This window comes from Streptomyces sp. NPDC002573, assembly GCF_042889625.1.
Classification (GTDB): domain Bacteria; phylum Actinomycetota; class Actinomycetes; order Streptomycetales; family Streptomycetaceae; genus Streptomyces; species Streptomyces gibsoniae.
Window position 1 is genome coordinate 1 of record NZ_JBIARC010000023.1, and the last position, 23,636, is coordinate 23,636.

The following is a 23,636-nucleotide window of genomic DNA, read 5'->3' on the forward strand; positions in this document are numbered from 1 at the left end:
GCACATGGACGATCAACCCAGCCACCGCATAGACCGAGGGGCCACCCGGCCCACGGCCGGGCAGCCCCTCAGCAAGATCTTCATGACTCTTCTAGGCGCTGCGCGGCCGACGGCCGGTCAGCGGCGCTTGCGGCGCAGCAGGCGCGGCAGGGCCGCCGGGATCGGACGACGGGTCACCGCCGGGCTCGGCGGCGGGGGAGCGGCCTGGGAGTCGGACGGCAGCGGGAGCGTCGCGCCCCGCGGCTCCAGGCGCAGCACCCGGCACTCACGGCGCCAGCGCTCGGGCATGTCCTCGCCGTCGGGGGCGTTCAGCCGCTTGCCCTTCAGCTCGGCGACCGCGGCCTCCCACTCCGGCGATCCCGGGGGCAGCTCCACCACGCGCGCGGGCCAGGTGACGATCCGGCCGCCCTTGTCCTTGCTGCGGACCGTGACGACCGCCTCGCCCCCGTGGGTCAGGCCGGCCAGCGGCTGCTCGCCGGGGCCGTCGCCCACCACGCACGCCGCGCCCTCGTGCCATACATGCCACAGCGCACGCGCGGGCGCGACCTGGGGGTGCGCGCCGGTGTGCGGCACGGCCTCGACCCAGATCAGCCCGGACTTCTTGGTGGCCTCCTCGACGAGGGCCCTCTCGAGCAGCTCGCTTGTCATGCGCTCAGCCTAGTGCCGCCTTTGGTGGGCGCCGCGCCCGTCAGGGCCTCACAGCCAGCCGTTCCGCTTCAGCGTGCGGTGGATGCCGACACAGATGGCCACCGTGATGCCCATGATCACGGGGTACCCGTACTTCCAGTGCAGCTCGGGCATGTACTTGAAGTTCATGCCGTACACACCGCAGACCATCGTCGGTACGGCGATGATCGCGGCCCACGCCGTGATCTTGCGCATGTCCTCGTTCTGTGCGACGGACGCCTGCGCCAGGTTGGCCTGGAGGATCGAGTTCAGCAGCTCGTCGAAGCCGAGGACCTGCTCCTGCACCCGGGCGAGGTGATCGGCGACATCTCGGAAGTACTTCTGGATGTCGGGGTCGATCAGCCGCATCGGCCGCTCGCTCAGCAGTTGCATGGGCCGCAGCAGCGGAGCCACGGCCCGCTTGAACTCCAGCACCTCACGCTTGAGCTGGTAGATCCGGCTTGCGTCGGTGCCCCGGGGGGCTCCCTTGCGGCCGGCCGAGAACACCTCCGTCTCCACGTCGTCGATGTCCACCTGCACCGCGTCCGCCACCGCGATGTATCCGTCGACGACATGGTCGGCGATCGCGTGCAGCACGGCCGACGGGCCCTTGGCGAGCAGCTCGGGATCGTCCTGCAGCCGGCGCCGCAGCTGCCGCAGCGAGCCCTGTCCGCCGTGCCGGACGGTGATGAAGAACTCCCGCCCGGTGAAGCACATGACCTCACCGGTCTCGACGACCTCGCTGGTGGCGGTCAGCCGGTCGTGCTCGACGTAGTGGATGGTCTTGAAGACGGTGAAGAGGGAGTCGTCGTAGCGCTCCAGCTTGGGGCGCTGGTGCGCCTGCACCGCGTCCTCCACGGCCAGCGGGTGCAGCCCGAACTCGCTTGCGATACCGGCGAATTCCGCGTCGGTCGGCTCGTGCAGCCCGATCCACACGAAGCCGCCGTCGCGCCGCACCAGCCGCATCGCCTCGTGCGGGGTCAGCGGCTTCGCCGTGTCGATCCGGACCCCGTCGCGGTAGACGGCGCAGTCGACGACGGCGGAGGGCGTCGCGGGGTCCCGCGTGGTGTCGTACGCGCCGGTCTCCTTGCGCAGTGCGGGTCGGGTCGGGCGGACCGCGGCGCGCAGGTCACGGATCATGGACATGGCAGGCTCCTTCGCGACGAGCGACGAAGGCCCCGGCGACGGGTGGAACTGCCCGGAATGGGGACGTCCTGACGATTCGTCTCCGCCATTTCGGCAGGAGAGGTTTGGCACGTCCGCAAAGCGGGGAGCACCGCACCGTCGCGGTCGTGGGCTTCGCTGCAGGTTCAGATCAGACAGATCAGGTGAAACGAAACGAAGTGCTCTTCCGCGGTGCGCGACGGGATTCCGGGCGGGTCCCCCGGGGAGCCGCACGAAAACTTGACGCGCAAGTGAGAGGTGGCAGCCGGCCAGAGCAGCTACATCAGCGGTCGGAAGAGCGGGTGGTACTGCACGGTCGACTTCGATCCATGCCAGCCCCACCTCCTCCGGCCGGTCCCTGGTGGGGGACGATCCATCTCCCCTTAGGGGAGTCTCACGGTGTCGGGACTCGATCGCACCGCTTCTGCAGGCTGCCCGACCACCGGCCTAGAGTATCAGCTGACCGAAGTGTCAAGGTGCCGCTTTGCCTGGTACTGACGAGTTCTATGCTCGCGGCATGGTTGATGTTCTTCCTCTGGTCGAGGCACGGTTGCGCACCGCGCTCGGCGAGCCGGACGCCCGCGCGGCGGTCACCTTCCTCGGCACGGACCGCATCGAGGTACTGCGTTTCCGGGACGACTCCAGGGAGGGCGCCGTCCTGCGCTACGCCACCCTCGGCATGTCCGCCCAGCCGATGACGGACCCCACCGCGATGCTCGCGGACCCCGTCAAGGGCCCCCGGGTCGAGCTGGTGCTCTCCGTCCGGGGCGGCCTCGCCGACACCGACAAGGTGCTCCGCCCGCTCGCCGTACTGGCCGCGTCCCCGCAGGTCGAGGGCGTGGTGGTGGCCCCCGGCGCCTCGCTGGACGTCGGTGAACCGCTGTGGCCGGGCGCCCCGTTCAGCTCCGTCCTGGTCGCCGAGCCCGGCGGTCTGGTCGAGGACCTGGAGCTGGATGCGCCCCTCGACCCCGTACGGTTCCTGCCGCTGCTGCCGATGACCCCGAACGAGGCAGCCTGGAAGCGGGTGCACGGTGCCCAGGCCCTTCAGGAGCGCTGGCTGACGAACGGGACGGACCTGCGGGATCCGTCCCGCAGGTCCGTCCCGCTGGACTGACCCCGCAGTGAGCAAGCTCACCCAACCGGTGGCCGGAAACTGTCAGTTGGGTCGGCCGGGTCGGTCGGTCAGCCGGCGAAGACGCTGACGCTGTCCTGCGCGGCGTGGCGCGGCTCCAGCTCCTCCGCCTCGTGCGTGAGCGCGTTGCGCCGTACGAGGACCACGAGCCCGCCCACCAGGGCGGTGGCCGCCGCCACCACGAACGGCAGGTGGATGTCGCTCCACTCCTCGATCTTCGGCGCGAGGTAGGGGGCGGCCGCGGCGGCGAACCACCGCACGAAGTTGTAGCCGGCGCTGGCCACCGGGCGCGGAGCGTCCGAGACCCCGAGGGCCAGCTCGGTGTAGACGGTGTTGTTCACGCCGATGAAGGCGCCGGACAGGACGGTGCAGACGACGGCGGTGGTGTGGTCGCCGTAGCCGAGCACGGCGACGTCGGCCGCCAGCAGCACCAGGGAGCCGCCGAGCACCTTCAGCGAGCCGAAGCGCTCCTGCACGCGCGGCGCCACGATCACCGAGAAGACAGCGAGCAGCAGGCCCCAGCCGAAGAACACGGCACCCGACTTGTACGGCGTCATGTTCAGCACGAACGGCGTGAAGGCCAGCACGGTGAAGAACGTGTAGTTGTAGAAGAACGCGGAGACCGCCACGGAGGCGAGACCGCCGTGGCCGAGCGCCTTGACCGGGTCGAGCAGTGAGGTCTTCCGCGCGGGCTTGGGCTGCTCCTTCAGGAACGCCGTGATGCACAGGAAGCCGATTGCCATCAGGGTGGCCGTGCCGAAGAACGGGTAGCGCCAGCTGCTGTTGCCGAGCAGGGCGCCCAGCAGGGGGCCGCAGGCCATGCCGAGGCCGAGGGCCGACTCGTACAGCAGGATCGCCGCGGCGCTGCCGCCTGCCGCCGCCCCGACGATGACGGCGAGGGCCGTGGAGACGAACAGCGCGTTGCCGAGGCCCCAGCCGGCCCGGTAGCCGACGAGCTGGGCCACCGAGTGCGAGGTGCCCGCGAGGCCCGCGAAGACCACCACGAAGGCGAGCCCGAGCAGCAGTGTCCTGCGGCCGCCGATCCGGCTGGAGACGAAGCCGGTGACCAGCATCGCGACGGCGGTGATCAGGAAGTACGAGGTGAAGAGCAGGGAGACCTGGCTGGGCGTCGCCTGGAGGCCCTTGGCGATGGACGGCAGGATCGGGTCGACGAGTCCGATGCCCATGAAGGCGACGACGGACGCGCCCGCGGTCGCCCATACGGCCTTCGGCTGGCGCAGGATGCCGCCGGCCCCCGCGTCGAACGGATCCGCCCCGTCCTCCGTGGCGGCGGCCACCCCTGTACTGCTGCTCATGAGTCTCCTCGCAGTCCTCGGCCCGCTGGTCGGCTCGGGGTCGGCCCAACGGTCGGGCTAGTAGTTGGCATATACACATATTAAGTTAGAGTGGCTAATAAATGCAACCCACACCTACTTCGGGCCGGTGAAGGGCGACGTGCGGGCACACGCCGGACGGGTGATCGTCCTTGACGCGGCGCGGGACGGGGAGGACCGTGGGGCCCTATGAGGGGCGAACCCAGTTGCCCGAAGTGTGGTGGCCGGGTCAGGGCTCCCGGACTCTTCGCCGATTCCTGGCAGTGCGATGTGCACGGGCACGTGCATCCGCTGCAGCCCGTGATCCCGCCCAGCGTCGAGGCCCTCAGCGTCGTGGTGCACCGCGCCCGCGTGCCGGTGTGGATGCCGTGGCCGCTGCCGGTGGGCTGGCTGTTCACGGGCGTGGGCTACGCCGGTGACGACCGCAGCGGCGGCCGTGCCACCGCCGTGGCGTGCTCGGGTCCCGGGCCGCTCGGCGGCGTGGGCGAGCTGATCCTCGTCGCCGAGGAATTGGGTGTGGGTCTCGGCGCGCGCTACGCGGGTGTCGACGGCCCGGACCCCGGCCCCTATCTGAACGTCGAGAAGCCGCCCCAGGCCAAGGTGCTGGCCGCCGGACGCCCCACCCCGCTGTGGCATGTCACGGGCACCCCCGACGACCGGGCGGTCTTCGCGGGCGAGGCGCGCGGGCTGTGGCTGTGGGCGGTCGTCTGGCCCGAGCAGACGGGCATGCTGATGTACGACGAACTGGTGCTGACCGATCTGCGCGACGCGGGGGCCGAGGTGGACCTGCTCCCGATCGGGGCGCTGTCGCCGCGCCTGCTCGAACCGTGACGACCGGGTGCTGTCCGTAGGGGGCGCCGACTGGTTGCGGGTGTGACGGGGACGCAGAAAATCCCGTTATCCTTGAGCGTCCCCTTCCGTCCCGTCATCGCCTGGAGTCCGTGTCGTGCGCATCGATCTGCACACCCACTCCACCGCGTCCGACGGCACGGACACCCCGGCCGAGCTGGTGCTGCGCGCCGCCGCCGAGGGGCTGGACGTCATCGCGCTCACCGACCACGACACCACCCGCGGCCACGCCGAGGCGATCGAGGCGCTGCCCGAGGGCCTGACCCTCGTCACCGGAGCCGAACTCTCCTGCCGGTGGAACGGCATCAGCATGCACATGCTGGCGTACCTCTTCGACCCCAAGGAGCCCCGCCTGCTCGCCGAGCGCGAACTGGTCCGGGACGACCGCGTCCCGCGGGCCCACGCCATGATCGCCAAGCTCCGGGAGCTGGGCGTGCCGATCACCTGGGAGCAGGTGGCCAGGATCGCCGGCGACGGCTCGGTCGGACGCCCGCATCTCGCCTCCGCGCTGGTCGAACTGGGTGTCGTGGACAGCGTCTCGGACGCCTTCACGCCCGAGTGGCTGGCCGACGGCGGACGTGCGTACGTCGAGAAGCACGAGACGGATCCCTTCGAGGCGATCCGGCTGGTCAAGGCCGCGGGCGGGGTCACCGTCTTCGCGCATCCGGCCGCCTCGAAGCGGGGCCGGACCGTGCCGGAGTCCGCCATCGCCGATCTCGCCGCCGCCGGTCTCGACGGCATCGAGGTCGACCACATGGACCACGACCCGGCGACCCGGGCGCGGCTGCGCGGCCTCGCGCAGGAGCTGGGACTCCTCACCACGGGCTCCTCCGACTACCACGGCAGCCGCAAGACCTGTGTCCTCGGCGAGTACACCACCGATCCCGAGGTGTACGGGGAGATCACCCGCCGGGCCACCGGGGCGTTCCCGGTGCCGGGGACCGGCGGACGCCGTGGCGTCCAGCCCTGCCGCAGTCCGCTGTAGCCCTCCGCGGTTCCCTCCACCCCTCTGTCCCGGAGGCACCCGGCCGTCCGCCGCCGTGCCCCCGCCCTGCCGCGCCCGCGCGGTGACCGCCCCCAGCGGCCGTGGCCCGTCCGCCACGCGTCCGCTCCGTATCTCTGTGCAAGGCCCCCATGTTCGACGTCGCCGTCTTCGGTTCCCTCTTCCTCACCCTCTTCGTGATCATGGATCCCCCCGGGATCACCCCGATCTTCCTCGCGCTCACCGCCGGCCGTCCGGCCAAGGTGCAGCGGCGGATGGCGTTCCAGGCCGTCTGCGTGGCCGGCGGTGTCATCGCCGTCTTCGGCGTGCTCGGCCATCAGATCCTGAACTACCTCCATGTCTCCGTCCCCGCGCTGATGATCGCGGGCGGACTGCTCCTCCTGCTCATCGCCCTCGATCTGCTCACCGGCAAGACGGACGAGCCCAAGCAGACCAAGGACGTCAATGTCGCCCTCGTGCCGCTCGGCATGCCGCTGCTCGCCGGTCCGGGCGCTATCGTCTCGGTGATCCTGGCGGTCCAGAAGGCCGACAGCGTGGGCTCCCAGGTGTCCGTGTGGACGGCGATCCTGGCGATCCATGTCGTGCTGTGGCTGGTGATGCGCTACTCGTTGCTGATCATCCGGGTGATCAAGGACGGCGGTGTGGTCCTGGTGACCCGGCTCGCGGGCATGATGCTCTCCGCGATCGCCGTGCAGCAGATCATCAACGGGATCACCCAGGTCGTCCGCGCGAGCTGAGCGACCGGGCGGGACCCGGGAACGCGCGAAGCCCCGTACGGAGGTTCCGTACGGGGCTTCGAAGTCTGACCGTGGTGATGCTCGTGAAGCGTGCTGCTTATGAGGCGGTCGGGTCGGCCGGGCGGATCCAGAGTCGCTGCCCGATGGCGGCGGCCTGCTGAACGATCTGCTTGACGGAGGCGGCGTCCACGACGGTGGTGTCCACGGGCGTGCCGTCGACGTCGTCGAGTCGCATGATTTCGAAGCGCATAGGGCTTCTCCCTTCGTCTGGTCATCCTCCTGAGGAGAACTACTGGCGTACGGGGCGCGGGGCGTCGTTGCCCGCTTCCTCTGTAGTCAACGGGATGCTTGTTACAAACATTCCCTACGCTAAGGAAATTTTTCGTGTCCCTAATTACCGACCGGTAGGTCGGTGGAAAGACGCAGGTCGCGGTGGTGAACGTGAGTTCATGGGGCACCGATCGGGATCGGTTGTGTCCGCAGCGTGACCGCCAGGACAATGGAGGCATATGAACGACGACCTGGCGGCGCTCGGCGCCCGTATCGACCGCACCAACGAGTTGCTCCAGCGCATGCTCGCCGAGGTGGCGAAGACGCCCTCGACCCATGCGATCTTCGTCGACGCCGGCTATCTGTACGCGGCGGCGGGACGGCTCGTCGCCGGGACCGAGGACCGCCGGGCCTTCGACCTCGATGCCGAAGGGCTGATCGAGGCCCTCATCGACAAGGCCCGCACGATCTTCGCGGACAGCCGGTTGCTGCGCGTGTACTGGTACGACGGCGCGCGACGCCGCATCCACACGGCGGAGCAGCAGTCCATCGCCGAGCTCCCCGATGTCAAGGTGCGCCTCGGCAACCTCAACGCCAACAACCAGCAGAAGGGCGTCGACTCCCTGATCCGGACCGACCTGGAGTCACTGGCCCGGCACCGGGCCATCAGCGACGCGGCGCTCATCGGGGGCGACGAGGACCTGGTGTCGGCGGTCGAGGCGGCGCAGGGCTACGGGGCGCGGGTGCACCTGTGGGGGATCGAGGCCCCCGAGGGCCGCAACCAGGCGGAGCCGCTGCTGTGGGAGGTCGACAGCCAGCGCACCCTCGAACTCGAGTTCTTCAAGCCGTACGTGACCCGGCGGACGGCCGCGGCCTACGAGGCGTCCTCCGCGGCCCGTCCCACGCGTGACGACGTCCGCTTCGTGGGCGCGCAGATCGCCACGAAGTGGCTCGCGGCCCGGGGCCGGGAGTCGCTGGCGGACCTGCTGCCCGGCCACCCGTATCTGCCCGGCTCCGTCGACCAGGACCTGCTGGTGGAGGCGGAGGGCCTGCTTCAGTACTCCCTGCGCGGCCAGTCGGACCTGCGGCGCTCGCTGCGGGACGGCTTCTGGGAGTACTTGCAGGGGCAGTACTGACCTAGGGCCCCGGGGGGCGTCCGGGGGCGCGAACCGGCGGCCCGGCGCCGGCTGTCTGCGGGCGCGAACCCGCCGTTATGCGTGCCGGTCCCAGAAGGCCGCGAGGGCCTCGGCCGTCGGTTCGGGCCGGTCCGTGTTGGGGGAGTGCTCCGCGTGCGGCACCACCGTGCGAAGGGCGCCCAGCCGGGCCGCCATGTCGTCCAACAGAGGGATCGGCCAGGTGTCGTCGCGGTCGCCGGACAGGACGTGCACGGGCAGGCCGGCGGCGGCCAGCTCGGCCACACGGTCGGGTTCCTCGCACAGCTGCCGGCCCGTCGCCAGAAGCTGGGCGGGACTGTTGCCGAGCCAGCGGCGGCGCAGGTCCTCCCCGTCGGCGAGTCCCTCGTCGATGTCGGAGGAGTCGGCCTCCCCAGGGGGGTCCATGGCCTGGATGGCGTCCCAGACCTGGGCCATGTCCAGGAGGGTGAGGGCCTCCCGCAGTTGCTTCACCCGCAGCTGCTGAGGGACGGAGATCTCGGCGGGGCCGGAGGCCATGAGGGTGAGCGAGACGAACGGGGAGGCGTCCAGGAGGACTGCGGCCCTGGCGATCTGACCGCCGAGGGAGTGTCCGAGGAGATGCACCGGCGCACCGAGGGCGTGCGCCTGCGCGAGCACGTCCCGGGCCAGCTCGCTCTGTGCGTACGGCGCCTCGTCGTCCCGGGGCCCCGGGGACTCGTACTGACCCCGCCCGTCGACGGCGACCGTCCGATACCCGGCCGCCGCGAGCAGCGGCTGTACGACGATGAAGTCCTCCTTGCTCCCGGTGAATCCGGGGAGCAACAGGGCGGTCCCCTTCACCCGCGAGGTCGCCGCGTCCGCCATGAGCACGGCGAACTCGCCGCGCTCCGTGGCGAGCCGGTGGGCCCGGACACCGGGGGGCGGGACAAAGCTGGGGGGACGGCTCATGGGGGGAGGTTACCGGGCGGTCGGGGGAGGGCGGAGGCGGGGGCGGGAGGCGTCCGGATGTACAGGCGGTGAGCACGCCGATGGCCCGCCCCCGGCGTGGGGACGGGCCATCGGCGTCTCAGCTGTCGGGCTGTCTCAGCCCTCGGCGGACTGGGCGGCCTTGCGCGTACGGCGGCGCGGCTTGGCCTCCGCGTCGTCCGCCTGCGCCGGGATCTCCGCCTCCACGGCTGCCGCCGCCTTGCGGGTCCGGCGGCGCGGCTTGGCCTCGGCCTCCTCGGCCGCCTGCGCGGGGATCGCGGCCTCGGCCTCGACGGTCTCGACGGCCTTGCGGGCGCGGCGGCGCGGCTTGGCCTCCGCGGCCTCCGCGGTGTCCGCAGCCTCGGCGGGAGCCGCTTCCGCGGTCTTGCGGGTGCGGCGGCGGGGCTTGGCCTCCGCGGCCTCCGCGGCCTCGACGACGGCCTCGGCGGGAGCCGCTTCCGCGGTCTTGCGGGTGCGGCGGCGGGGCTTGGCCTCCGCGGCCTCCGCGGCCTCCGCGGCCTCGACGACGGCCTCGGCGGCCTTGCGCGTACGGCGCGACTTGGCCGGAGCCTCGCCCTCGACCGTGTCGATAACGGCCTCGGCGGCCTTGCGGGTGCGGCGGCGCGGCTTGGCCTCCGCGGCCTCCGCGGTGTCCACGGCGACCGTCTCGGGCGCGGCCTCGGCGGCCTTGCGGGTGCGGCGGCGCGGCGTGGCCTCCGCGGCCTCCGCGGTGTCCACAGCGGCCTCCGCGGCTGCGGGAGCGGTCTCCGTGGCCTCGGCGGGGGCGGCCGGAGCCGTCTCCGCGGCCTTGCGGGTGCGGCGGCGGCGCGGCGTGGCCTCCGCGGCCTCCGCGGTGTCCACAGCGGCCTCCGCGGCTGCGGGAGCGGTCTCCGTGGCCTCGGCGGGGGCGGCCGGAGCCGTCTCCGCGGCCTTGCGGGTGCGGCGGCGGCGCGGCTTCACCGGCTCGGCGGTGTCCACCACGGCCTCGGCCGCCTCCGGCACGACCGCCGGCTCCACAGTCTCCGTCACCGCGACGGTCTGCTCCGGCGTCACTCCGCCGCGCGTGCGGCGACGGCGGCGCGGGGTGCGCGGCTCCACGGCCTCGGCCGTGTCGTCCGGCGTGCTCGTGACCTCCGGCGCGCCCGTGGCGGCCGACGGGTCCAGCGGCGCTCCGCCCCGCGTACGACGGCGACGGCGCGGCGTACGCGCCGGACGCTCGCGCTCCGCGGGTGCGGGCGCGGGGGCCGAGGCGCGGCGGCCGCGCGGCCCACGGCCGCCCGTCTCGCCGAGGTCCTCCAGCTCCTCCGCCGCGAGCCCGGCGCGCGTGCGCTCCGAGCGCGGCAGCACGCCCTTCGTGCCCTCGGGGATGCCGAGGTCGGTGAAGAAGTGCGGGGAGGTGGAGTACGTCTCCACGGGGTCGTGGAACTTCAGCTCCAGCGCCTTGTTGATCAGCTGCCAGCGCGGGATGTCGTCCCAGTCGACGAACGTGATCGCCGTACCCGACGCGCCCGCGCGGCCCGTACGGCCGATGCGGTGCAGATAGGTCTTCTCGTCTTCGGGGGACTGGTAGTTGACGACGTGCGTGACGCCCTCGACGTCGATGCCGCGCGCGGCCACGTCGGTGCAGACGAGCACGTCCACCTTGCCGTTGCGGAACGCCCGCAGCGCCTGCTCGCGCGCGCCCTGGCCCAGGTCGCCGTGGACCGCGCCGGACGCGAAACCGCGCCGCTGGAGCTGCTCGGCGATGTCGGCCGCCGTCCGCTTCGTACGGCAGAAGATCATCGCCAGCCCGCGGCCGTCGGCCTGCAGTATGCGCGCGATCATCTCCGGCTTGTCCATGGAGTGCGCGCGGTAGACGAACTGCGCGATGTTCGCGACGGTGGCGCCCTCGTCGTCCGGCGCCGTGGCACGGATGTGCGTCGGCTGGGACATGTAGCGGCGGGCGAGACCGATGACCGCGCCCGGCATGGTGGCCGAGAACAGCATGGTCTGGCGCTTGGCCGGCAGCATGTCGATGATCTTCTCGACGTCGGGCAGGAAGCCCAGGTCGAGCATCTCGTCGGCCTCGTCGAGCACCAGGCACTTGACGTGCTTCAGGTTCAGCTTCTTCTGGCCGGCCAGGTCCAGCAATCGGCCCGGGGTGCCGACGACCACGTCGACGCCCTGCTTCAGGGCCTCGACCTGGGGCTCGTACGCCCGGCCGCCGTAGATCGCCGTGACCCGCACATTGCGCGCCTTGCCCGCGGTGAGCAGGTCGTTGGTGACCTGCGTGCACAGCTCACGGGTGGGGACGACGACGAGCGCCTGGGGGGCGTCGGTGAGGGCCTCGGGCCTCGCGCGGCCCGCCTCGACGTCCACGGGGACGGTCACGCGCTCCAGGAGGGGGAGGCCGAAGCCGAGCGTCTTGCCGGTGCCGGTCTTCGCCTGGCCGATGACGTCCGTGCCCGAGAGGGCTACGGGAAGCGTCATCTCCTGGATGGGGAAGGGATGGATGATGCCGACGGCTTCCAGGGCCTCGGCCGTCTCGGGAAGGATTCCGAGTTCTCGAAAAGTCGTAGTCAGGGTGCTGCCTCTTCTGTGTGTGCGGTGCGAGGCGAGCGCGGGGGTCGTGACCGTGCCGGATGACGTCGGCCGCTTGGGGGGACGGGCCTGTGGCAGGGGACCACGCCGACGCTCCAGCGCTCGTACCGCTGAGGGTCCCTCCGGATGCCGTACGCACGCTGTCGTACGGGCGAGGAGAGCTGTCGGGTCGGAGCCGATCGGGCCACCGACCGGGCATCCTCATACATGCGGCCCGTCGAGATACGTCAACGTACTCAGCAGGCGCATTACCACCATACCCCGGAATCCCGCACACGCGATGGCCGATTCGGTCACGTAGTCGTCGTCACACTGATTGACCAGGGCCTTCCGAGCGGCGGTGAGCGGGCTATTGTGCGCTTCATGACGACGCCTGACAACGCCGCAGAGGTATCCGCCGAACCCACCGGAGTCGCCGCCCAGGACTGGGCGACCGCCTCTGTCGACCCCCACTACCGCGCCGCGGTCGTGGACCTGCTCGGCGCCCTGGCGTACGGGGAGCTGGCGGCGTTCGAGCGGCTCGCGGAGGACGCGAAACTCGCGCCCACGCTCGCGGACAAGGCGGAGCTGGCCAAGATGGCGTCCGCCGAGTTCCACCACTTCGAGCAGATCCGTGACCGGCTGACCGGGATCGGCGTCGGGCCCACCGAGGCGATGGAGCCGTTCGTCGCGGCGTACGACAGCTTCCACAAGCAGACGGCGCCCTCCGACTGGCTGGAGGGGCTCGTCAAGGCGTACGTGGGCGACTCGATCGCCAGCGACTTCTACCGCGAGGTCGCGGCCCGGCTCGACGTCGACACGCGCGCGCTCGTGCTCGCCGTGCTGGACGACACCGGACACGCGAGCTTCGCCGTCGAGAAGGTGCGCGCCGCGATCGACGCCGACCCGAGGGTGGGCGGCCGGCTCGCGCTGTGGGCGCGGCGGCTCATGGGCGAGGCCCTGTCGCAGTCCCAGCGCGTGGTCGCGGAGCGGGACGCCCTGTCGATGATGCTGGTCGGCGGTGTCGCGGACGGTTTCGACCTCGCCGAGGTCGGCCGGATGTTCTCGCGGATCACCGAGGCGCACACCAAGCGGATGGCGGCCCTGGGCCTGGCGGCCTGACGGCTGCCCGCCCCGGGCGCGCCCGGCGCGGACGCACATGGGGCGGTCACGGTGACGATCACCGATCACCGGACCGCCCGAGCGTGTCGCCGGAGGCGGAGCCGAGGGTGGAGTCTGGGCCGGATCCTGAGCCGGGGCCGGCGTGGCCGCCGGTGTCCCGGGTGCCCGGTCCCGGGCGGTCCGTTCTCAGGCCGTGGCGGACCGGCGCCGAAACCGTTCCGCCGGTCGCAGCAGCAGTGACAGGGAGGCCGCCGCGACGACCAGGGCGCCCAGGAGGATCACCAGGAGGCCCACGGCGCCCAGCGCGCTGTGGGTGACGAAGGCGCCGAAGAGGGCACCCGCCACACCCGTCGACAGCACAAGGGCGCGGGCCGGCAGCCGGTGGGGCAGCCGCTGTGCTGCGACCCAGGCCAGGGCGAGCCCGAGGACGGCGGAGCCGAGCGCTTCCAAGAGCATGAGTGATTCCCTCCCGCACGGCTGCTGCCAGGGCAAATCGGTCGTAGCCGGTCCTACCCCTGGCGCACTGAAGACAATCATCCGCTGTGTGCGGGATGTGCTCCATCTGTGCGAGTCGCATACGCGCGCGGGGGCCGTCGGACCCTGGGAGGCAAGGACGAGGAAGGGGCCCGGCGGCTTGTGCCACCGGGCCCCTTCACTGCTCCGTTCGGATCTACAGCGTGCCGAAGCCCACCTTGCGGGGGGCCGGCTCGCCGATCTCCACGTACGCGAGACGGTCGGCCGGGACCAGGAGCTTGCGGCCGTGCTCGTCGACCAGGCTCAGCAGAGCCGACTTGCCGGACAGCGCCTCGGCCACGACGTGCTCCACCTCCTCGGCGGTCTGACCGCTCTCCAGAACGATCTCGCGGGGCGCGTGCTGCACGCCGATCTTGACCTCCACGGCTTTGTCCCTCCGACGGTCAGTGATGTGCGCGGCCGTCCGCGCCGTACCAGCACACATTAGCCCGGTGAGGGGACGTACACGCTCTGCCCCGGAACGCCAGGAGCGAACAGGCGACGGGAACAAACGACCGTGCGGCCCCACCCGGGTGGCTCCGCACGGTCCGGTTCAGCGGTGCTGCGAGGTCCTGCTCAGTGGTGCTGCTCGTTGCCGTGCAGCGGGAAGCCCGCGATGCCCCGCCAGGCCAGGGACGTCAGCAGCTGCACCGCCTGGTCGCGCGGCACGCTGCGGTCGCTGTGCAGCCAGGAACGCGCCACGACCTGGGCGAGGCCGCCGAGCCCGGAGGCCAGCAGCATCGACTCGGCCCGCGACAGCCCGGTGTCCTCGGCGATGACGTCGCAGATCGCCTCCGCGCACTCGATCGTGACCTTGTCGACGCGCTCGCGCACGGCGGGCTCGTTCGTCAGGTCCGACTCGAAGACCAGCCGGAACGCCCCTCCGTCGTCCTCCACGTACGCGAAGTAGGCGTCCATGGTGGCCCGGACCCGCTGCTTGTTGTCCGACGTCGACGCGAGTGCGGTCCGCACGGCGTGCAGCAGGGCCTCGCAGTGCTGGTCCAGCAGGGCCAGATAGAGGTCGAGCTTGCCCGGGAAGTGCTGGTAGAGCACCGGCTTGCTGACGCCCGCGCGCTCCGCGATGTCGTCCATCGCGGCCGCGTGGTAGCCCTGCGCCACGAAGACTTCCTGCGCGGCACCCAGCAGCTGGTTGCGTCGGGCACGGCGCGGCAGGCGAGTGCCCCGCGGGCGCGCCGCCTCTGTCTGCTCGATGGCTGTCACGCCGCCTCCCAAAATCGTCCACATGCGGTGTGCGCCGCGCCGCCATCGTACTTTTCGGTAACCGTGCTGTGCGCGGTGCGAGCGCAGAATTTCATGGACCGGACGTCGATGAAACCCGTCCGGAGCGCCCCGAACGGGGGCGGGCCGGACGGATCGCCGCACCCGTACCGGCTTGTCCGGTTCCAGGTGATCGTCTTCCTGCCTCACCGATACCCATATCGATCATGCGTTCCACCGGTGCTCAGCGATAGTCGTCCTCGTCGATGGAGACGACACGCTTCTGTTCCACGAGGTCCGCCTCGTTGGCGCGCAGGATCTCCTCCTCGGTCAGCTGCTCGTCTCTCTCCGGGGCGAGCTCCTGGTGCTGGGCGGCGGCGTCGTTCTCGGGGGCCTCCACGTCGAGTTCGTCGGCGACGGTCTCGTCGTCCTCGAACGTCTCGGGATCGGTGGGGTCTACGGCCATGGCGGGCTCCCTTCCCAGAACTCCTGGACGGTTCCTGAAGAGGCAGGGTCCACATGCGGGTGCCCTGTTATGAGCCTAGGAGACACCCGATTCGGATGCTATGTGTGGTGAAGGGGGTCTTCGGGGCCGTCCGGCGTGGTGCGGCGGCCGGTCCGCCGGGCCGTTTCGTCTGTGACCGCGAACACAGGAGCCGCCGTGTGATCGTCTCGTAACATTGCCGCATGTCTTGGACCGAGTTGCCGTCCGTTTCGGCCGCCAATGTACTCCCGAAGGTGGCGCCTGTCCGGGTCGAGGAGGGCGAGCGGCTCAGGTCTGTGGGACTGCCCGGAATCACCCTGACGGTGCGGTCGAGACCGCCCCGGCGCGAGGGTCTGGCGCCCGCGCTGTACGTCCACGGACTCGGCGGTTCCTCCCAGAACTGGTCGGCCCTGATGGCGCTGCTGGACGGGCTCGTCGACGGCGAGGCCCTCGATCTGCCCGGCTTCGGCGACTCCCCGCCGCCGGACGACGGCGACTACTCCGTCACCGGGCACGCGCGCGCGGTCATCCGTTACCTCGACGCGGCCGAACGCGGGCCCGTGCACCTGTTCGGCAACTCGCTGGGCGGCGCCGTCGCCACGCGCGTGGCGGCCGTCCGACCCGATCTCGTCCGTACGCTCACCCTGGTCTCGCCCGCGCTCCCGGAGATCTTCGTGCAGCGCGGCGCGGTGCCCACGGGGCTGCTGGCGCTCCCCGGGGTCGCCGCCCTGTTCACCCGGTACACCAAGGGCTGGACGGCCGAGCAGCGCGTCCTCGGGGTCACGGCGCTGTGTTACGGCGACCCCGGGCGTGTCACCCCGGAGGGCTTCCGCCACGCGGTCGAGGAGATGGAACGGCGGCTGCGGCTGCCGTACTTCTGGGACGCCATGGCCCGCTCGGCGCGCGGCATCGTGAACGCGTACACGCTGGGCGGGCAGCACGGACTGTGGCGCCAGGCGGAGCGGGTCCTCGCACCGACCCTGCTGGTCTACGGCGGCCGGGACCAGCTCGTGGCGTTCCGCATGGCCCAGCGCGCGGCGCGCGCCTTCCGTGACTCCCGGCTGCTGACCCTGCCGGAGGCGGGACACGTGGCCATGATGGAATACCCGGACCTGGTGGCCAGGTCCTTCCGCGAACTCCTCGCGGACGCGGGCGAGTTGCCCGAGGGCGCGGGCGTCGGCGACAGTGGCGCGGTACAGAGCGGATTCGAGTCCGGCGGTGCCGGGACGGGGAGCTGAGGCGCCGCGTGGGACGGCACAGCCGCAAGGGGCGGGGCGACAAGAGGAACACGGACACGGGAGCGGTCCCCGGCATACCGGCGCCGGCCCCGTCGACTCCGTCGGTCCCCGGCATCACCGACACGACACCGACGACGGCCGGCCGCACACCCCCGGGCGCCAGGCCCGCGCCCCGGGACGCGATGGCACACGGCCGGGTGCCCGCGGGCCCGGCCTCGCCGCGCGGCGTGCGTCCCGCCGCCGACGGGACCCCCGCGCGCGGTGTCCCGCGGCTCGCGGACGGCACCCCGGCCCACGGCATGCCCCGCTTCCCTGCCGACGGCACGCCCGCGCAGGGCACCCGCACCGTCCGCGGCGGTCATCCGCAGCAGCGTGAAGCCGGGGGCGGCTGGGGCGAGCTGGGTGGCGGGACGGGGCCCCAGGCAGCGCCCGGCAAGCGCCCCGCGCCCCGGGTCCCGCGCCAGCGGACAGGGCCCGGCCCCCGTCAGGAGTACCTCGACGCCTTCGACCAGGACGCCCCCGACCGGGACGACGACGTCTTCGCGCCCCGCCGCAAGGGCGCCGACGCCCGGACGCCGCTCACCGGTGACCGCGCTCCCGGGGCGAAGGAGGCCCGCACCGCCGACCCCTCGACGACCGGGAACGGCGCGGAACCGGTGGACGACACCCCTCGTGGCGGATCCCGCAAGGGGCGTACGTTCGCCGGTATCGCCGCGGCCGCCGTCGTCACCGCGCTCGCCGTCGTCGTCGCCGGTCAGTTCGTGGGCGGGCGGGGCGGCACCGCCGCGCAGTCGTCCGCCACCGGCCAGGCCCGGGACACCCACGGCTCCGGCCTCGACGGCGATGGCACCCCGAGCCCGTCCGCCCCGGCCGCCGCGACACCGCTGACGTACGAGCAGGCCATGGACCGCACCTACCCGCTCAGCGCCAAGCTGAAGGGCCCGGACACCTTCTCCGCGGTCCTCGGCTCGGACGCGGCACCCGGCACGGGACGCAAGTACACCTACCGTGTGGATGTGGAGAAGGGGCTCGGTCTCGACGGCCGGCTCTTCGCCGAGGCCGTCCAGAAGACCCTCAACGACGACCGCAGCTGGGCCCACCACGGCGCCCGCACCTTCGCGCGCATCTCCTCCGGCAAGCCCGACTTCGTGATCACGCTCGCCAGCCCGGGCACCACCGCCACCTGGTGCGCGAAGTCCGGCCTGGACACGACGGAGGACAACGTCTCCTGCGACTCGGCCTCCACCGAGCGCGTGATGATCAATGCCTACCGCTGGGCGGAGGGCTCGACCACGTACGGTGACAGGAACATTCACGCCTACCGTCAGATGCTGATCAACCACGAGGTCGGCCATCGTCTCGGCTACGGCCATGTGACCTGCAACAAGGACGGCGAGCCGGCCCCGGTCATGCAGCAGCAGACCAAGTTCCTGGACCATGACGGAATCCACTGTCTGCCCAACCCCTGGCCGTTTCCCAGGAGTTGACAGAAGCCGCTTTCGTCACATTGACACGCCGGAAAAGTTCGTTCATATTTCTTCGCATGTCGCACCGTCACGCCCCCGTTCGCGCCGCCATCGAGCTGGCGCTCATCGGCGTGACCCCGCTGTGTGTTGCCGACATCCTCTGTCGCTGACGCCTCGCCTCCGGCGTGAGCGTCGCGTTCTCACCCTTCTGTGAATGCCCGTGAAGTGCCGCGGACTGTCTGTCCGCGCGACTGAACGGTTCTCGACGACCTGACGCCGGGGCCGACGTCTGCCTCGCCCCGTCTCACTCCTCGTCAATCCGTCTCGCATGGCGAGACACCCCTCGAGAGGTCGTCATTCCGATGCGTCAATCGTCCGTCATAGCGCGCCGCGTGGCAGCGGCATCCGTAGGCCTTCTGGTGGCAGCGGGCGCCGTCGCCTGCGGGCCGAAGGACAACGATGGCAAGGGCGCCGGTGGCGACTCCACCCCGCACAAGGGCGGCACCCTCACGGTCCTGAACTCCGACCCCCAGACGGACTTCGACCCGGCCCGCCTGTACACCTCCGGCGGCGGCAACGTGCCCTCGCTGGTCTTCCGCACGCTCACCACCCGCAACCGCGCGAACGGCCCGGCCGGCGCCAAGGTCGTCCCCGACCTGGCCACCGACACCGGGCGCCCCAGCAAGAACGCGACCGTGTGGACGTACACCCTGAAGGCCGGCCTCAAATACGAGGACGGCACCCCGATCACCTCGGCCGACATCAAGTACGGCATCGAGCGCTCCTTCGCCCCCGAGCTGTCCGGCGGCGCGCCCTACCTGCGGGACTGGCTGGTCGGCGCGGCCGACTACCAGGGCCCCTACAAGGACAAGAAGGGTCTCGACGCCATCGAGACCCCGGACAGTCGCACCATCGTCTTCCACCTGAACAAGCCCGAGGGCGAGTTCCCGTACCTGGCGACGCAGACGCAGTTCACGCCGGTGCCGAAGGCCAAGGACACCGGCACCAAGTACGAGGAGCACCCGATCTCGTCCGGCCCCTACAAGGTCGTGACGAACGAGAACGACGGTGAGCACCTGGTGCTGGAGCGCAACACCTACTGGTCGTCGGCCGTCGACGACCAGCGCAAGGCCTACCCGGACAAGATCGACGTGAAGTCGGGGCTCGACTCGTCGGTGATCAACCAGCGGCTGTCGGCGTCCCAGGGGGCGGACTCGGCCGCGGTCACCACGGACACCAACCTCGGCCCGGCCGAGCTCGCCAAGGTGACGGGCGAGAAGGAACTCGCCGCGCGCGTCGGCACCGGGCACTTCGGCTACACGAACTACATAGCGTTCAACCCGAAGGTCAAGCCGTTCGACAACGTCAAGGTGCGGCAGGCGATCTCGTACGCCATCGACCGGTCGTCCGTGATCAACGCGGCGGGCGGCAGCGCGCTCGCCGATCCCGCGACCACCTTCCTGCCCGACCAGAAGTCCTTCGGCTACACGCCGTACGACCTCTTCCCGGCGGGCGCGACCGGCAACGCGGCCAAGGCCAAGGAGCTGCTGAAGGAGGCGGGCTACCCGAACGGGCTCACGGTCACCCTGACCCACGACAACGCCCAGAACTTCAAGACCAGCCCCGAGATCGCGACCGCGATCCAGGACGCCCTCAAGAAGGCCGGCATCACGGTCAGGCTCCAGGGCCTGGAGGACAACAACTACTCCGACACGGTCCACGGCGTGCAGACCGAGCCGGGCTTCTTCCTGACCACGTGGGGTGCCGACTGGCCCTCCGGCGGCCCTTTCCTCGCCCCGATCTTCGACGGCCGCCAGATCGTCAAGGACGGCGCGAACTTCAACACCGCCCAGCTCGACGACAAGTCGGTCAACGAGGAGATCGACGCGATCAACAAGCTGACCGACCTCAACGCCGCCGCCGAGCGGTGGGGCGCGCTGGACAAGAAGATCGGCGCGCAGGCACTGACCGTGCCGCTGTTCCACCCGGTCTACAAGCGCCTGGTCGGCAAGGACATCAAGAACGTCGTGATCAGCGACTGGACCGGTGTCCTGGACATCTCCCAGGTCGCGGTGAAGTGACGCCGTGAGCGAGGCACTTGTCGCCACCCAGGCCCCCGAGGCGCCCGCCTCGGGGGCTTCGGGGGCTCGTCAGTTCTGGCGACGGCTGCGTGCGCAGCGGGCCGCCATGGTCGCGGCGGGGGTCGTCGCGCTGCTCGTCCTGGTCGCACTCGCCGCACCGCTGCTCACCGCGATCGAGGGCCAGGACCCGACCACCTACCACCCGGCCCTGGTGGACTCGGCACGCGGCGGCGTGCCCATCGGCTCGCTGGGCGGCATCGGCGGCGAACACTGGCTCGGCGTCGAACCGCAGACCGGGCGGGACCTGTTCGCACGGCTGGTGTACGGCGCGCGGGTCTCCCTGGGGGTCGCGCTGGCGGCGACCACCGTGCAGGTCGTCCTCGGTGTCGTCGTGGGCGTCACGGCTGCGCTCGGGAACCGTTGGGTCGATCAGCTGCTCAGCCGGATCACCGAGATCATCGTCGCCATGCCGTTGATCATCATGGCCCTGGCGCTGCTGGCCGTCGTGCCGGGAAGCTTCCCGAGGCCCGTGCTGGTCTCGCTCATCATCGGCTTCGTCGCCTGGGGCACCATCGGCAAGATCGCCCGCGCCGCGACGCTCTCCCTCAAGAACCTCGACTACGTGGCCGCCGCGCGGCTCAGCGGCTGGAGCACCTTGCGGATCGCCCGCCGGGAACTGCTGCCCGGCCTCGCCGCGCCCGTCATCACCTACGCCGCGCTCATGGTGCCGAACAACATCGCCATCGAGGCCTCGCTGTCCTTCCTCGGCGTCGGCGTGAAGCCTCCGACCCCGTCCTGGGGACAGATGCTCACCTCCGCCAACGTCTGGTACCAGGCGGCCCCGCAGTACCTGCTGCTGCCGGCGGGCGCCCTGTTCGTGACCGTGCTCGCGCTCACCGTCCTCGGCGACGGCGTCCGCACAGCCCTCGACCCGCGCGCGGCCTCCCGGCTGCGCGTCGGCACGGGCCGCAAGCGGGAGGCGAAGCCGGGCGCGCAGACGCCGGGTGCGGCGAAGCCGGACGCGTATGCGCCGGGCGCGCAGAACCCGGGCGGCGTGCAGGAGGCGCGGTCATGAGCGGCTTCGCCGGATTCGCGCTGCGCCGGACGGTGGGCGTGGTGATCACCCTGCTCGCCATCTCGGTGATCGTCTACGTCGTCTTCTACGCCACTCCCGGCAACGTCGCCCAGATCACCTGCGGCCCGCGCTGCTCGCCGGAACAGGTGCACCAGGTCGCTCAGCAGCTTCGGCTCGACGACCCGCTGTACGTGCGGTACTGGCACTTCCTGGAGGGCATCGTCGCCGGTCAGGACTACTCCACCGGCACGTCCGTCGAGCACTGCTCGGCTCCCTGCCTCGGACTCTCGTACCAGACCGACCAGCAGGTCACCCAGATCATCCTGACCAAGCTGCCCGTCAGCCTGTCGCTGGTGATCGGCGCCATGGTGCTCTGGCTGCTGCTGGGCGTCGGCACCGGCATCCTCTCCGCCTGGCGGCGCGGCCGGTTCAGCGAGCGCGCCCTGACCGGACTCACCCTGGCGGGCATGTCCACGCCGGTCTTCGTCATCGGTCTCGTCCTGATCATCGTGGTCTGCGGGCAACTGGAACTGCTGCCTTTCCCGGAGTACGTCTCCTTCTCGGACGATCCCGAGCAGTGGGCCTGGAACCTCCTGCTGCCGTGGCTCACCCTCGCGCTCGCCGAGGCGGCCTACTTCGCCCGGCTGACCCGGGCGTCGATGCTGGAGACGCTCGCCGAGGACCACATCCGGACCTTCCGTGCCTACGGCGTCGGCGAGCGGTCGATCGTCGGCCGGCACGCGCTGCGCGGCGCACTGGCGCCGATCATCGCCCTGAACGCCAACGACCTCGGCGGTTCCGTGGGCGGCGCGGTCCTCATCGAGACCCTTTTCGGCCTCCCCGGCATCGGCCAGGAACTCGTCCACGCCGTCACCGTGGTCGACCTGCCCGTCGTCGTCGGCATGGTCCTGGTCATCGGCTTCTTCGTGGTCCTAGCCAACGCCGTCGCGGACGTGCTGTACGCGGTGGCCGACCGACGGGTGGTACTGACGTGAGTCTCGTCCGAGTCACTGATCTGACCGTCCAGTTCGGCGACCTGCGCGCCGTGGACGGGCTCTCCTTCAGTCTGGAGGCGGGCGCCGCGCTCGCCCTGGTCGGCGAGTCCGGCTCCGGCAAGTCCACGGTCGCCTCGGCCCTGCTCGGTCTGCACCGCGGCACGGGCGCGCGGGTCGGCGGCTCGATCGAGGTCGCCGGCACCGACGTACAGCAGGCGTCCGAGAACGACCTGCGCGGGCTGCGCGGCGGGAAGGCCGCCATGGTGTTCCAGGACCCGCTGTCCTCCCTGGACCCGTACTACGCGATCGGCGACCAGATCGCCGAGGTGTACCGGGTGCACACCCGTGCCTCCCGGCGCGCCGCACGCGCGCGTGCCGTCGAGGTGCTGGACCGGGTCGGCATCCCGGACGCGGTACGGCGCTCGCGCTCACGCCCGCACGAGTTCAGCGGCGGTATGCGCCAGCGCGCCCTGATCGCCATGGCGCTCGCGTGCGAGCCCGAGCTGCTCATCGCCGACGAGCCGACCACCGCGCTGGACGTGACCGTCCAGGCCCAGATCCTCGACCTGCTGCACACCCTGCGGCAGGAGACCGGGATGGGGCTGCTGCTGGTCACCCACGACGTGGGTGTCGCCGCCGAGAGCGTCGACGAGGTGCTCGTGATGCGCCACGGCAGGAGTGTCGAACACGGCCCGGTCGCCGGCGTGCTGGGGGAGCCCCGCGAGGAGTACACACGGGAGCTGCTGGGCGCGGTGCCGCGCGTGGACGCGCCCCGCGTGCGCGGGGGCGCCGCCTCCGACGAGGTCGTCATAGAGGCGTCGGGGCTGCGGCGCGAATTCGGCCGCGGCAGAGGGCGGTTCGCCGCCGTGGACGACGTGTCGCTCACGGTGCGGCGCGGCGAGACCCTCGGCATCGTCGGGGAGAGCGGCAGCGGGAAGACCACCCTGGGCCGCATACTGGTCGGGCTGCTGGAGCCCACGGCCGGCGTGGTCCGCCACGGGGGCGCGGTGCGCGCCGGGGTGGACCCGTCCGTCCAGATGGTCTTCCAGGACCCCGTCTCCTCCCTGAACCCCCGGCGCAGCGTGGGCGAGTCGATCGCCGACCCGCTGCGGGCGCGCGGGGAGAAGGACGAGCTGTGCATCCGGGGGCGCGTACGCGAACTGCTGCGCCGGGTGGGCCTCGACGAGACGCACTACGACCGCTATCCGCACGAGTTCAGCGGTGGACAGCGCCAGCGCGTGGGCATCGCGCGGGCCCTCGCCGCCGACCCGCGCGTCATCGTCTGCGACGAGCCGGTCTCGGCGCTCGACGTCACCACCCAGGCGCAGGTCGTGGCCCTGCTGGGCGAGCTGCAACGCGAACTCGGGCTCGCGCTCGTCTTCGTGGCCCACGACCTCGCCGTCGTGCGCCAGGTCAGCGACCGGGTCGCGGTGATGCGGCGCGGGCGGATCGTCGAGTACGGGCCCGCCGACGAGGTCTACGACGCACCCAGCGACCCGTACACCCGGCAGCTGCTGGCGGCAGTACCGGCGCTCGACCCCGCGGTCGCGGCCGAGCGGCGCGCCGCCCGGAAGGTGCTCGCGACGGTGTGAGTCCCGTCGTGCGGCGGCCCGGCCCCGGGCCGGCCGTCG

Annotated in this window: 23 protein-coding genes; 13 read left to right on the top strand and 10 right to left on the bottom strand. The window is 71.6% G+C overall.

From position 1 onward, the window contains the following. Window positions 1–117: 117 nt before the first annotated feature. Complete coding sequence (locus ACFYX0_RS21985; RefSeq protein ID WP_388972462.1) at window positions 118–648, bottom strand: hypothetical protein; 531 nt, start codon at window positions 646–648, stop codon at window positions 118–120. 48 nt (window positions 649–696) lie between these two features. Beyond that, a complete protein-coding gene (locus ACFYX0_RS21990; RefSeq protein WP_355921904.1) occupies window positions 697–1,812 on the bottom strand; it encodes a magnesium and cobalt transport protein CorA in 1,116 nt (371 codons plus the stop codon). Between the two features lie 535 nt (window positions 1,813–2,347). On the opposite strand from ACFYX0_RS21990, the gene ACFYX0_RS21995 reads away from it, so the two are divergent. Then, the gene (locus ACFYX0_RS21995; protein WP_311693038.1) at window positions 2,348–2,944 is read left to right on the top strand and encodes a suppressor of fused domain protein; all 597 of its coding nucleotides are present in this window, start codon (window positions 2,348–2,350) and stop codon (window positions 2,942–2,944) included. Window positions 2,945–3,012: 68 nt separating this feature from the next. On the opposite strand, the gene ACFYX0_RS22000 is transcribed toward ACFYX0_RS21995, so the two are convergent. Then, complete coding sequence (locus ACFYX0_RS22000; RefSeq protein WP_388972464.1) at window positions 3,013–4,278, bottom strand: MFS transporter; 1,266 nt, start codon at window positions 4,276–4,278, stop codon at window positions 3,013–3,015. A 207-nt stretch (window positions 4,279–4,485) separates the two neighbouring features. On the opposite strand from ACFYX0_RS22000, the gene ACFYX0_RS22005 reads away from it, so the two are divergent. The 3 genes from ACFYX0_RS22005 (at window position 4,486) to ACFYX0_RS22015 (ending at window position 6,885) form a co-directional block, all read left to right on the top strand. Next, window positions 4,486–5,127 carry a DUF6758 family protein gene (locus ACFYX0_RS22005; RefSeq protein WP_311693034.1) on the top strand — a complete coding sequence of 214 codons (642 nt, stop codon included), beginning with the start codon at window positions 4,486–4,488 and terminating at the stop codon, window positions 5,125–5,127. A gap of 115 nt (window positions 5,128–5,242) precedes the next feature. Beyond that, window positions 5,243–6,130, top strand: a complete 888-nt coding sequence (locus tag ACFYX0_RS22010) for a PHP domain-containing protein (RefSeq protein ID WP_388972466.1) — start codon at window positions 5,243–5,245, stop codon at window positions 6,128–6,130. 149 nt (window positions 6,131–6,279) lie between these two features. Continuing rightward, complete coding sequence (locus ACFYX0_RS22015; protein ID WP_311693030.1) at window positions 6,280–6,885, top strand: MarC family protein; 606 nt, start codon at window positions 6,280–6,282, stop codon at window positions 6,883–6,885. Window positions 6,886–6,982: 97 nt separating this feature from the next. Here ACFYX0_RS22015 and ACFYX0_RS22020 read toward each other — a convergent pair whose 3' ends face one another. Continuing rightward, window positions 6,983–7,135, bottom strand: coding sequence for a hypothetical protein (locus ACFYX0_RS22020; protein WP_311693028.1), 153 nt, complete (start codon window positions 7,133–7,135; stop codon window positions 6,983–6,985). Window positions 7,136–7,394: 259 nt separating this feature from the next. On the opposite strand from ACFYX0_RS22020, the gene ACFYX0_RS22025 reads away from it, so the two are divergent. Continuing rightward, on the top strand, window positions 7,395–8,291 hold the full coding sequence (locus tag ACFYX0_RS22025; RefSeq protein ID WP_311693026.1) for an NYN domain-containing protein: 897 nt from the start codon (window positions 7,395–7,397) through the stop codon (window positions 8,289–8,291). A 75-nt stretch (window positions 8,292–8,366) separates the two neighbouring features. On the opposite strand, the gene ACFYX0_RS22030 is transcribed toward ACFYX0_RS22025, so the two are convergent. Further along, the gene (locus ACFYX0_RS22030) at window positions 8,367–9,236 is read right to left on the bottom strand and encodes an alpha/beta fold hydrolase (protein WP_355918359.1); all 870 of its coding nucleotides are present in this window, start codon (window positions 9,234–9,236) and stop codon (window positions 8,367–8,369) included. 135 nt (window positions 9,237–9,371) lie between these two features. Further along, window positions 9,372–11,723 carry a DEAD/DEAH box helicase gene (locus ACFYX0_RS22035; RefSeq protein ID WP_388972468.1) on the bottom strand — a complete coding sequence of 784 codons (2,352 nt, stop codon included), beginning with the start codon at window positions 11,721–11,723 and terminating at the stop codon, window positions 9,372–9,374. 474 nt (window positions 11,724–12,197) lie between these two features. Here ACFYX0_RS22035 and ACFYX0_RS22040 point away from each other — a divergent pair, with 474 nt between their 5' ends. Further along, window positions 12,198–12,935 carry a ferritin-like fold-containing protein gene (locus ACFYX0_RS22040; RefSeq protein ID WP_388972470.1) on the top strand — a complete coding sequence of 246 codons (738 nt, stop codon included), beginning with the start codon at window positions 12,198–12,200 and terminating at the stop codon, window positions 12,933–12,935. Between the two features lie 186 nt (window positions 12,936–13,121). Here the strand turns inward: ACFYX0_RS22040 and ACFYX0_RS22045 are convergent, their stop codons facing one another. From ACFYX0_RS22045 to ACFYX0_RS22060, 4 genes are all read right to left on the bottom strand, one after another. Continuing rightward, a complete protein-coding gene (locus tag ACFYX0_RS22045) occupies window positions 13,122–13,391 on the bottom strand; it encodes a hypothetical protein (RefSeq protein ID WP_355918350.1) in 270 nt (89 codons plus the stop codon). A 214-nt stretch (window positions 13,392–13,605) separates the two neighbouring features. After that, window positions 13,606–13,833, bottom strand: coding sequence for a DUF3107 domain-containing protein (locus ACFYX0_RS22050; RefSeq protein WP_234514282.1), 228 nt, complete (start codon window positions 13,831–13,833; stop codon window positions 13,606–13,608). Between the two features lie 191 nt (window positions 13,834–14,024). Further along, window positions 14,025–14,669, bottom strand: a complete 645-nt coding sequence (locus ACFYX0_RS22055; protein ID WP_311693014.1) for a TetR/AcrR family transcriptional regulator — start codon at window positions 14,667–14,669, stop codon at window positions 14,025–14,027. 241 nt (window positions 14,670–14,910) lie between these two features. Beyond that, window positions 14,911–15,132 (bottom strand): hypothetical protein, encoded by a 222-nt coding sequence (locus ACFYX0_RS22060; protein WP_311693011.1) that lies wholly within the window; start codon window positions 15,130–15,132, stop codon window positions 14,911–14,913. A 221-nt stretch (window positions 15,133–15,353) separates the two neighbouring features. On the opposite strand from ACFYX0_RS22060, the gene ACFYX0_RS22065 reads away from it, so the two are divergent. The 7 genes from ACFYX0_RS22065 to ACFYX0_RS22095 all read left to right on the top strand — a co-directional run bounded on the left by ACFYX0_RS22065 (window position 15,354) and on the right by ACFYX0_RS22095 (window position 23,597). Beyond that, window positions 15,354–16,388 (top strand): alpha/beta fold hydrolase, encoded by a 1,035-nt coding sequence (locus ACFYX0_RS22065; protein ID WP_388972472.1) that lies wholly within the window; start codon window positions 15,354–15,356, stop codon window positions 16,386–16,388. Window positions 16,389–16,396: 8 nt separating this feature from the next. After that, window positions 16,397–17,875: a DUF3152 domain-containing protein gene (locus tag ACFYX0_RS22070; RefSeq protein WP_388972474.1), complete on the top strand. Its 1,479-nt coding sequence runs from the start codon at window positions 16,397–16,399 to the stop codon at window positions 17,873–17,875. Between the two features lie 56 nt (window positions 17,876–17,931). After that, a complete protein-coding gene (locus ACFYX0_RS22075) occupies window positions 17,932–18,024 on the top strand; it encodes an Ms4533A family Cys-rich leader peptide (RefSeq protein ID WP_311693007.1) in 93 nt (30 codons plus the stop codon). Window positions 18,025–18,216: 192 nt separating this feature from the next. Next, window positions 18,217–19,935, top strand: a complete 1,719-nt coding sequence (locus ACFYX0_RS22080) for an ABC transporter substrate-binding protein (protein ID WP_388972476.1) — start codon at window positions 18,217–18,219, stop codon at window positions 19,933–19,935. A gap of 4 nt (window positions 19,936–19,939) precedes the next feature. After that, window positions 19,940–21,010 (top strand): ABC transporter permease, encoded by a 1,071-nt coding sequence (locus tag ACFYX0_RS22085; RefSeq protein ID WP_388972478.1) that lies wholly within the window; start codon window positions 19,940–19,942, stop codon window positions 21,008–21,010. Continuing rightward, window positions 21,007–22,005 (top strand): ABC transporter permease, encoded by a 999-nt coding sequence (locus tag ACFYX0_RS22090; protein WP_311693001.1) that lies wholly within the window; start codon window positions 21,007–21,009, stop codon window positions 22,003–22,005. The genes ACFYX0_RS22085 and ACFYX0_RS22090 overlap by 4 nt, the downstream gene beginning before the upstream one ends. Next, window positions 22,002–23,597, top strand: a complete 1,596-nt coding sequence (locus tag ACFYX0_RS22095; RefSeq protein WP_388972480.1) for a dipeptide ABC transporter ATP-binding protein — start codon at window positions 22,002–22,004, stop codon at window positions 23,595–23,597. The genes ACFYX0_RS22090 and ACFYX0_RS22095 overlap by 4 nt, the downstream gene beginning before the upstream one ends. Window positions 23,598–23,636 lie beyond the last annotated feature (39 nt).

Excerpts from the sequence above, each read along its gene's own strand:
- ACFYX0_RS21985 (WP_388972462.1), bottom strand. The coding sequence starts at position 648 with ATGACAAGCGAGCTGCTCGAGAGGGCCCTCGTCGAGGAGGCCACCAAG.
- ACFYX0_RS21990 (WP_355921904.1), bottom strand. The coding sequence starts at position 1,812 with ATGTCCATGATCCGTGACCTGCGCGCCGCGGTCCGCCCGACCCGACCC.
- ACFYX0_RS21995 (WP_311693038.1), top strand. The coding sequence starts at position 2,348 with ATGGTTGATGTTCTTCCTCTGGTCGAGGCACGGTTGCGCACCGCGCTC.
- ACFYX0_RS22000 (WP_388972464.1), bottom strand. The coding sequence starts at position 4,278 with ATGAGCAGCAGTACAGGGGTGGCCGCCGCCACGGAGGACGGGGCGGAT.
- ACFYX0_RS22005 (WP_311693034.1), top strand. The coding sequence starts at position 4,486 with ATGAGGGGCGAACCCAGTTGCCCGAAGTGTGGTGGCCGGGTCAGGGCT.
- ACFYX0_RS22015 (WP_311693030.1), top strand. The coding sequence starts at position 6,280 with ATGTTCGACGTCGCCGTCTTCGGTTCCCTCTTCCTCACCCTCTTCGTG.
- ACFYX0_RS22020 (WP_311693028.1), bottom strand. The coding sequence starts at position 7,135 with ATGCGCTTCGAAATCATGCGACTCGACGACGTCGACGGCACGCCCGTG.
- ACFYX0_RS22025 (WP_311693026.1), top strand. The coding sequence starts at position 7,395 with ATGAACGACGACCTGGCGGCGCTCGGCGCCCGTATCGACCGCACCAAC.
- ACFYX0_RS22030 (WP_355918359.1), bottom strand. The coding sequence starts at position 9,236 with ATGAGCCGTCCCCCCAGCTTTGTCCCGCCCCCCGGTGTCCGGGCCCAC.
- ACFYX0_RS22035 (WP_388972468.1), bottom strand. The coding sequence starts at position 11,723 with ATGACGCTTCCCGTAGCCCTCTCGGGCACGGACGTCATCGGCCAGGCG.
- ACFYX0_RS22040 (WP_388972470.1), top strand. The coding sequence starts at position 12,198 with ATGACGACGCCTGACAACGCCGCAGAGGTATCCGCCGAACCCACCGGA.
- ACFYX0_RS22045 (WP_355918350.1), bottom strand. The coding sequence starts at position 13,391 with ATGCTCTTGGAAGCGCTCGGCTCCGCCGTCCTCGGGCTCGCCCTGGCC.
- ACFYX0_RS22060 (WP_311693011.1), bottom strand. The coding sequence starts at position 15,132 with ATGGCCGTAGACCCCACCGATCCCGAGACGTTCGAGGACGACGAGACC.
- ACFYX0_RS22065 (WP_388972472.1), top strand. The coding sequence starts at position 15,354 with ATGTCTTGGACCGAGTTGCCGTCCGTTTCGGCCGCCAATGTACTCCCG.
- ACFYX0_RS22075 (WP_311693007.1), top strand. The coding sequence starts at position 17,932 with ATGTCGCACCGTCACGCCCCCGTTCGCGCCGCCATCGAGCTGGCGCTC.
- ACFYX0_RS22080 (WP_388972476.1), top strand. The coding sequence starts at position 18,217 with ATGCGTCAATCGTCCGTCATAGCGCGCCGCGTGGCAGCGGCATCCGTA.
- ACFYX0_RS22090 (WP_311693001.1), top strand. The coding sequence starts at position 21,007 with ATGAGCGGCTTCGCCGGATTCGCGCTGCGCCGGACGGTGGGCGTGGTG.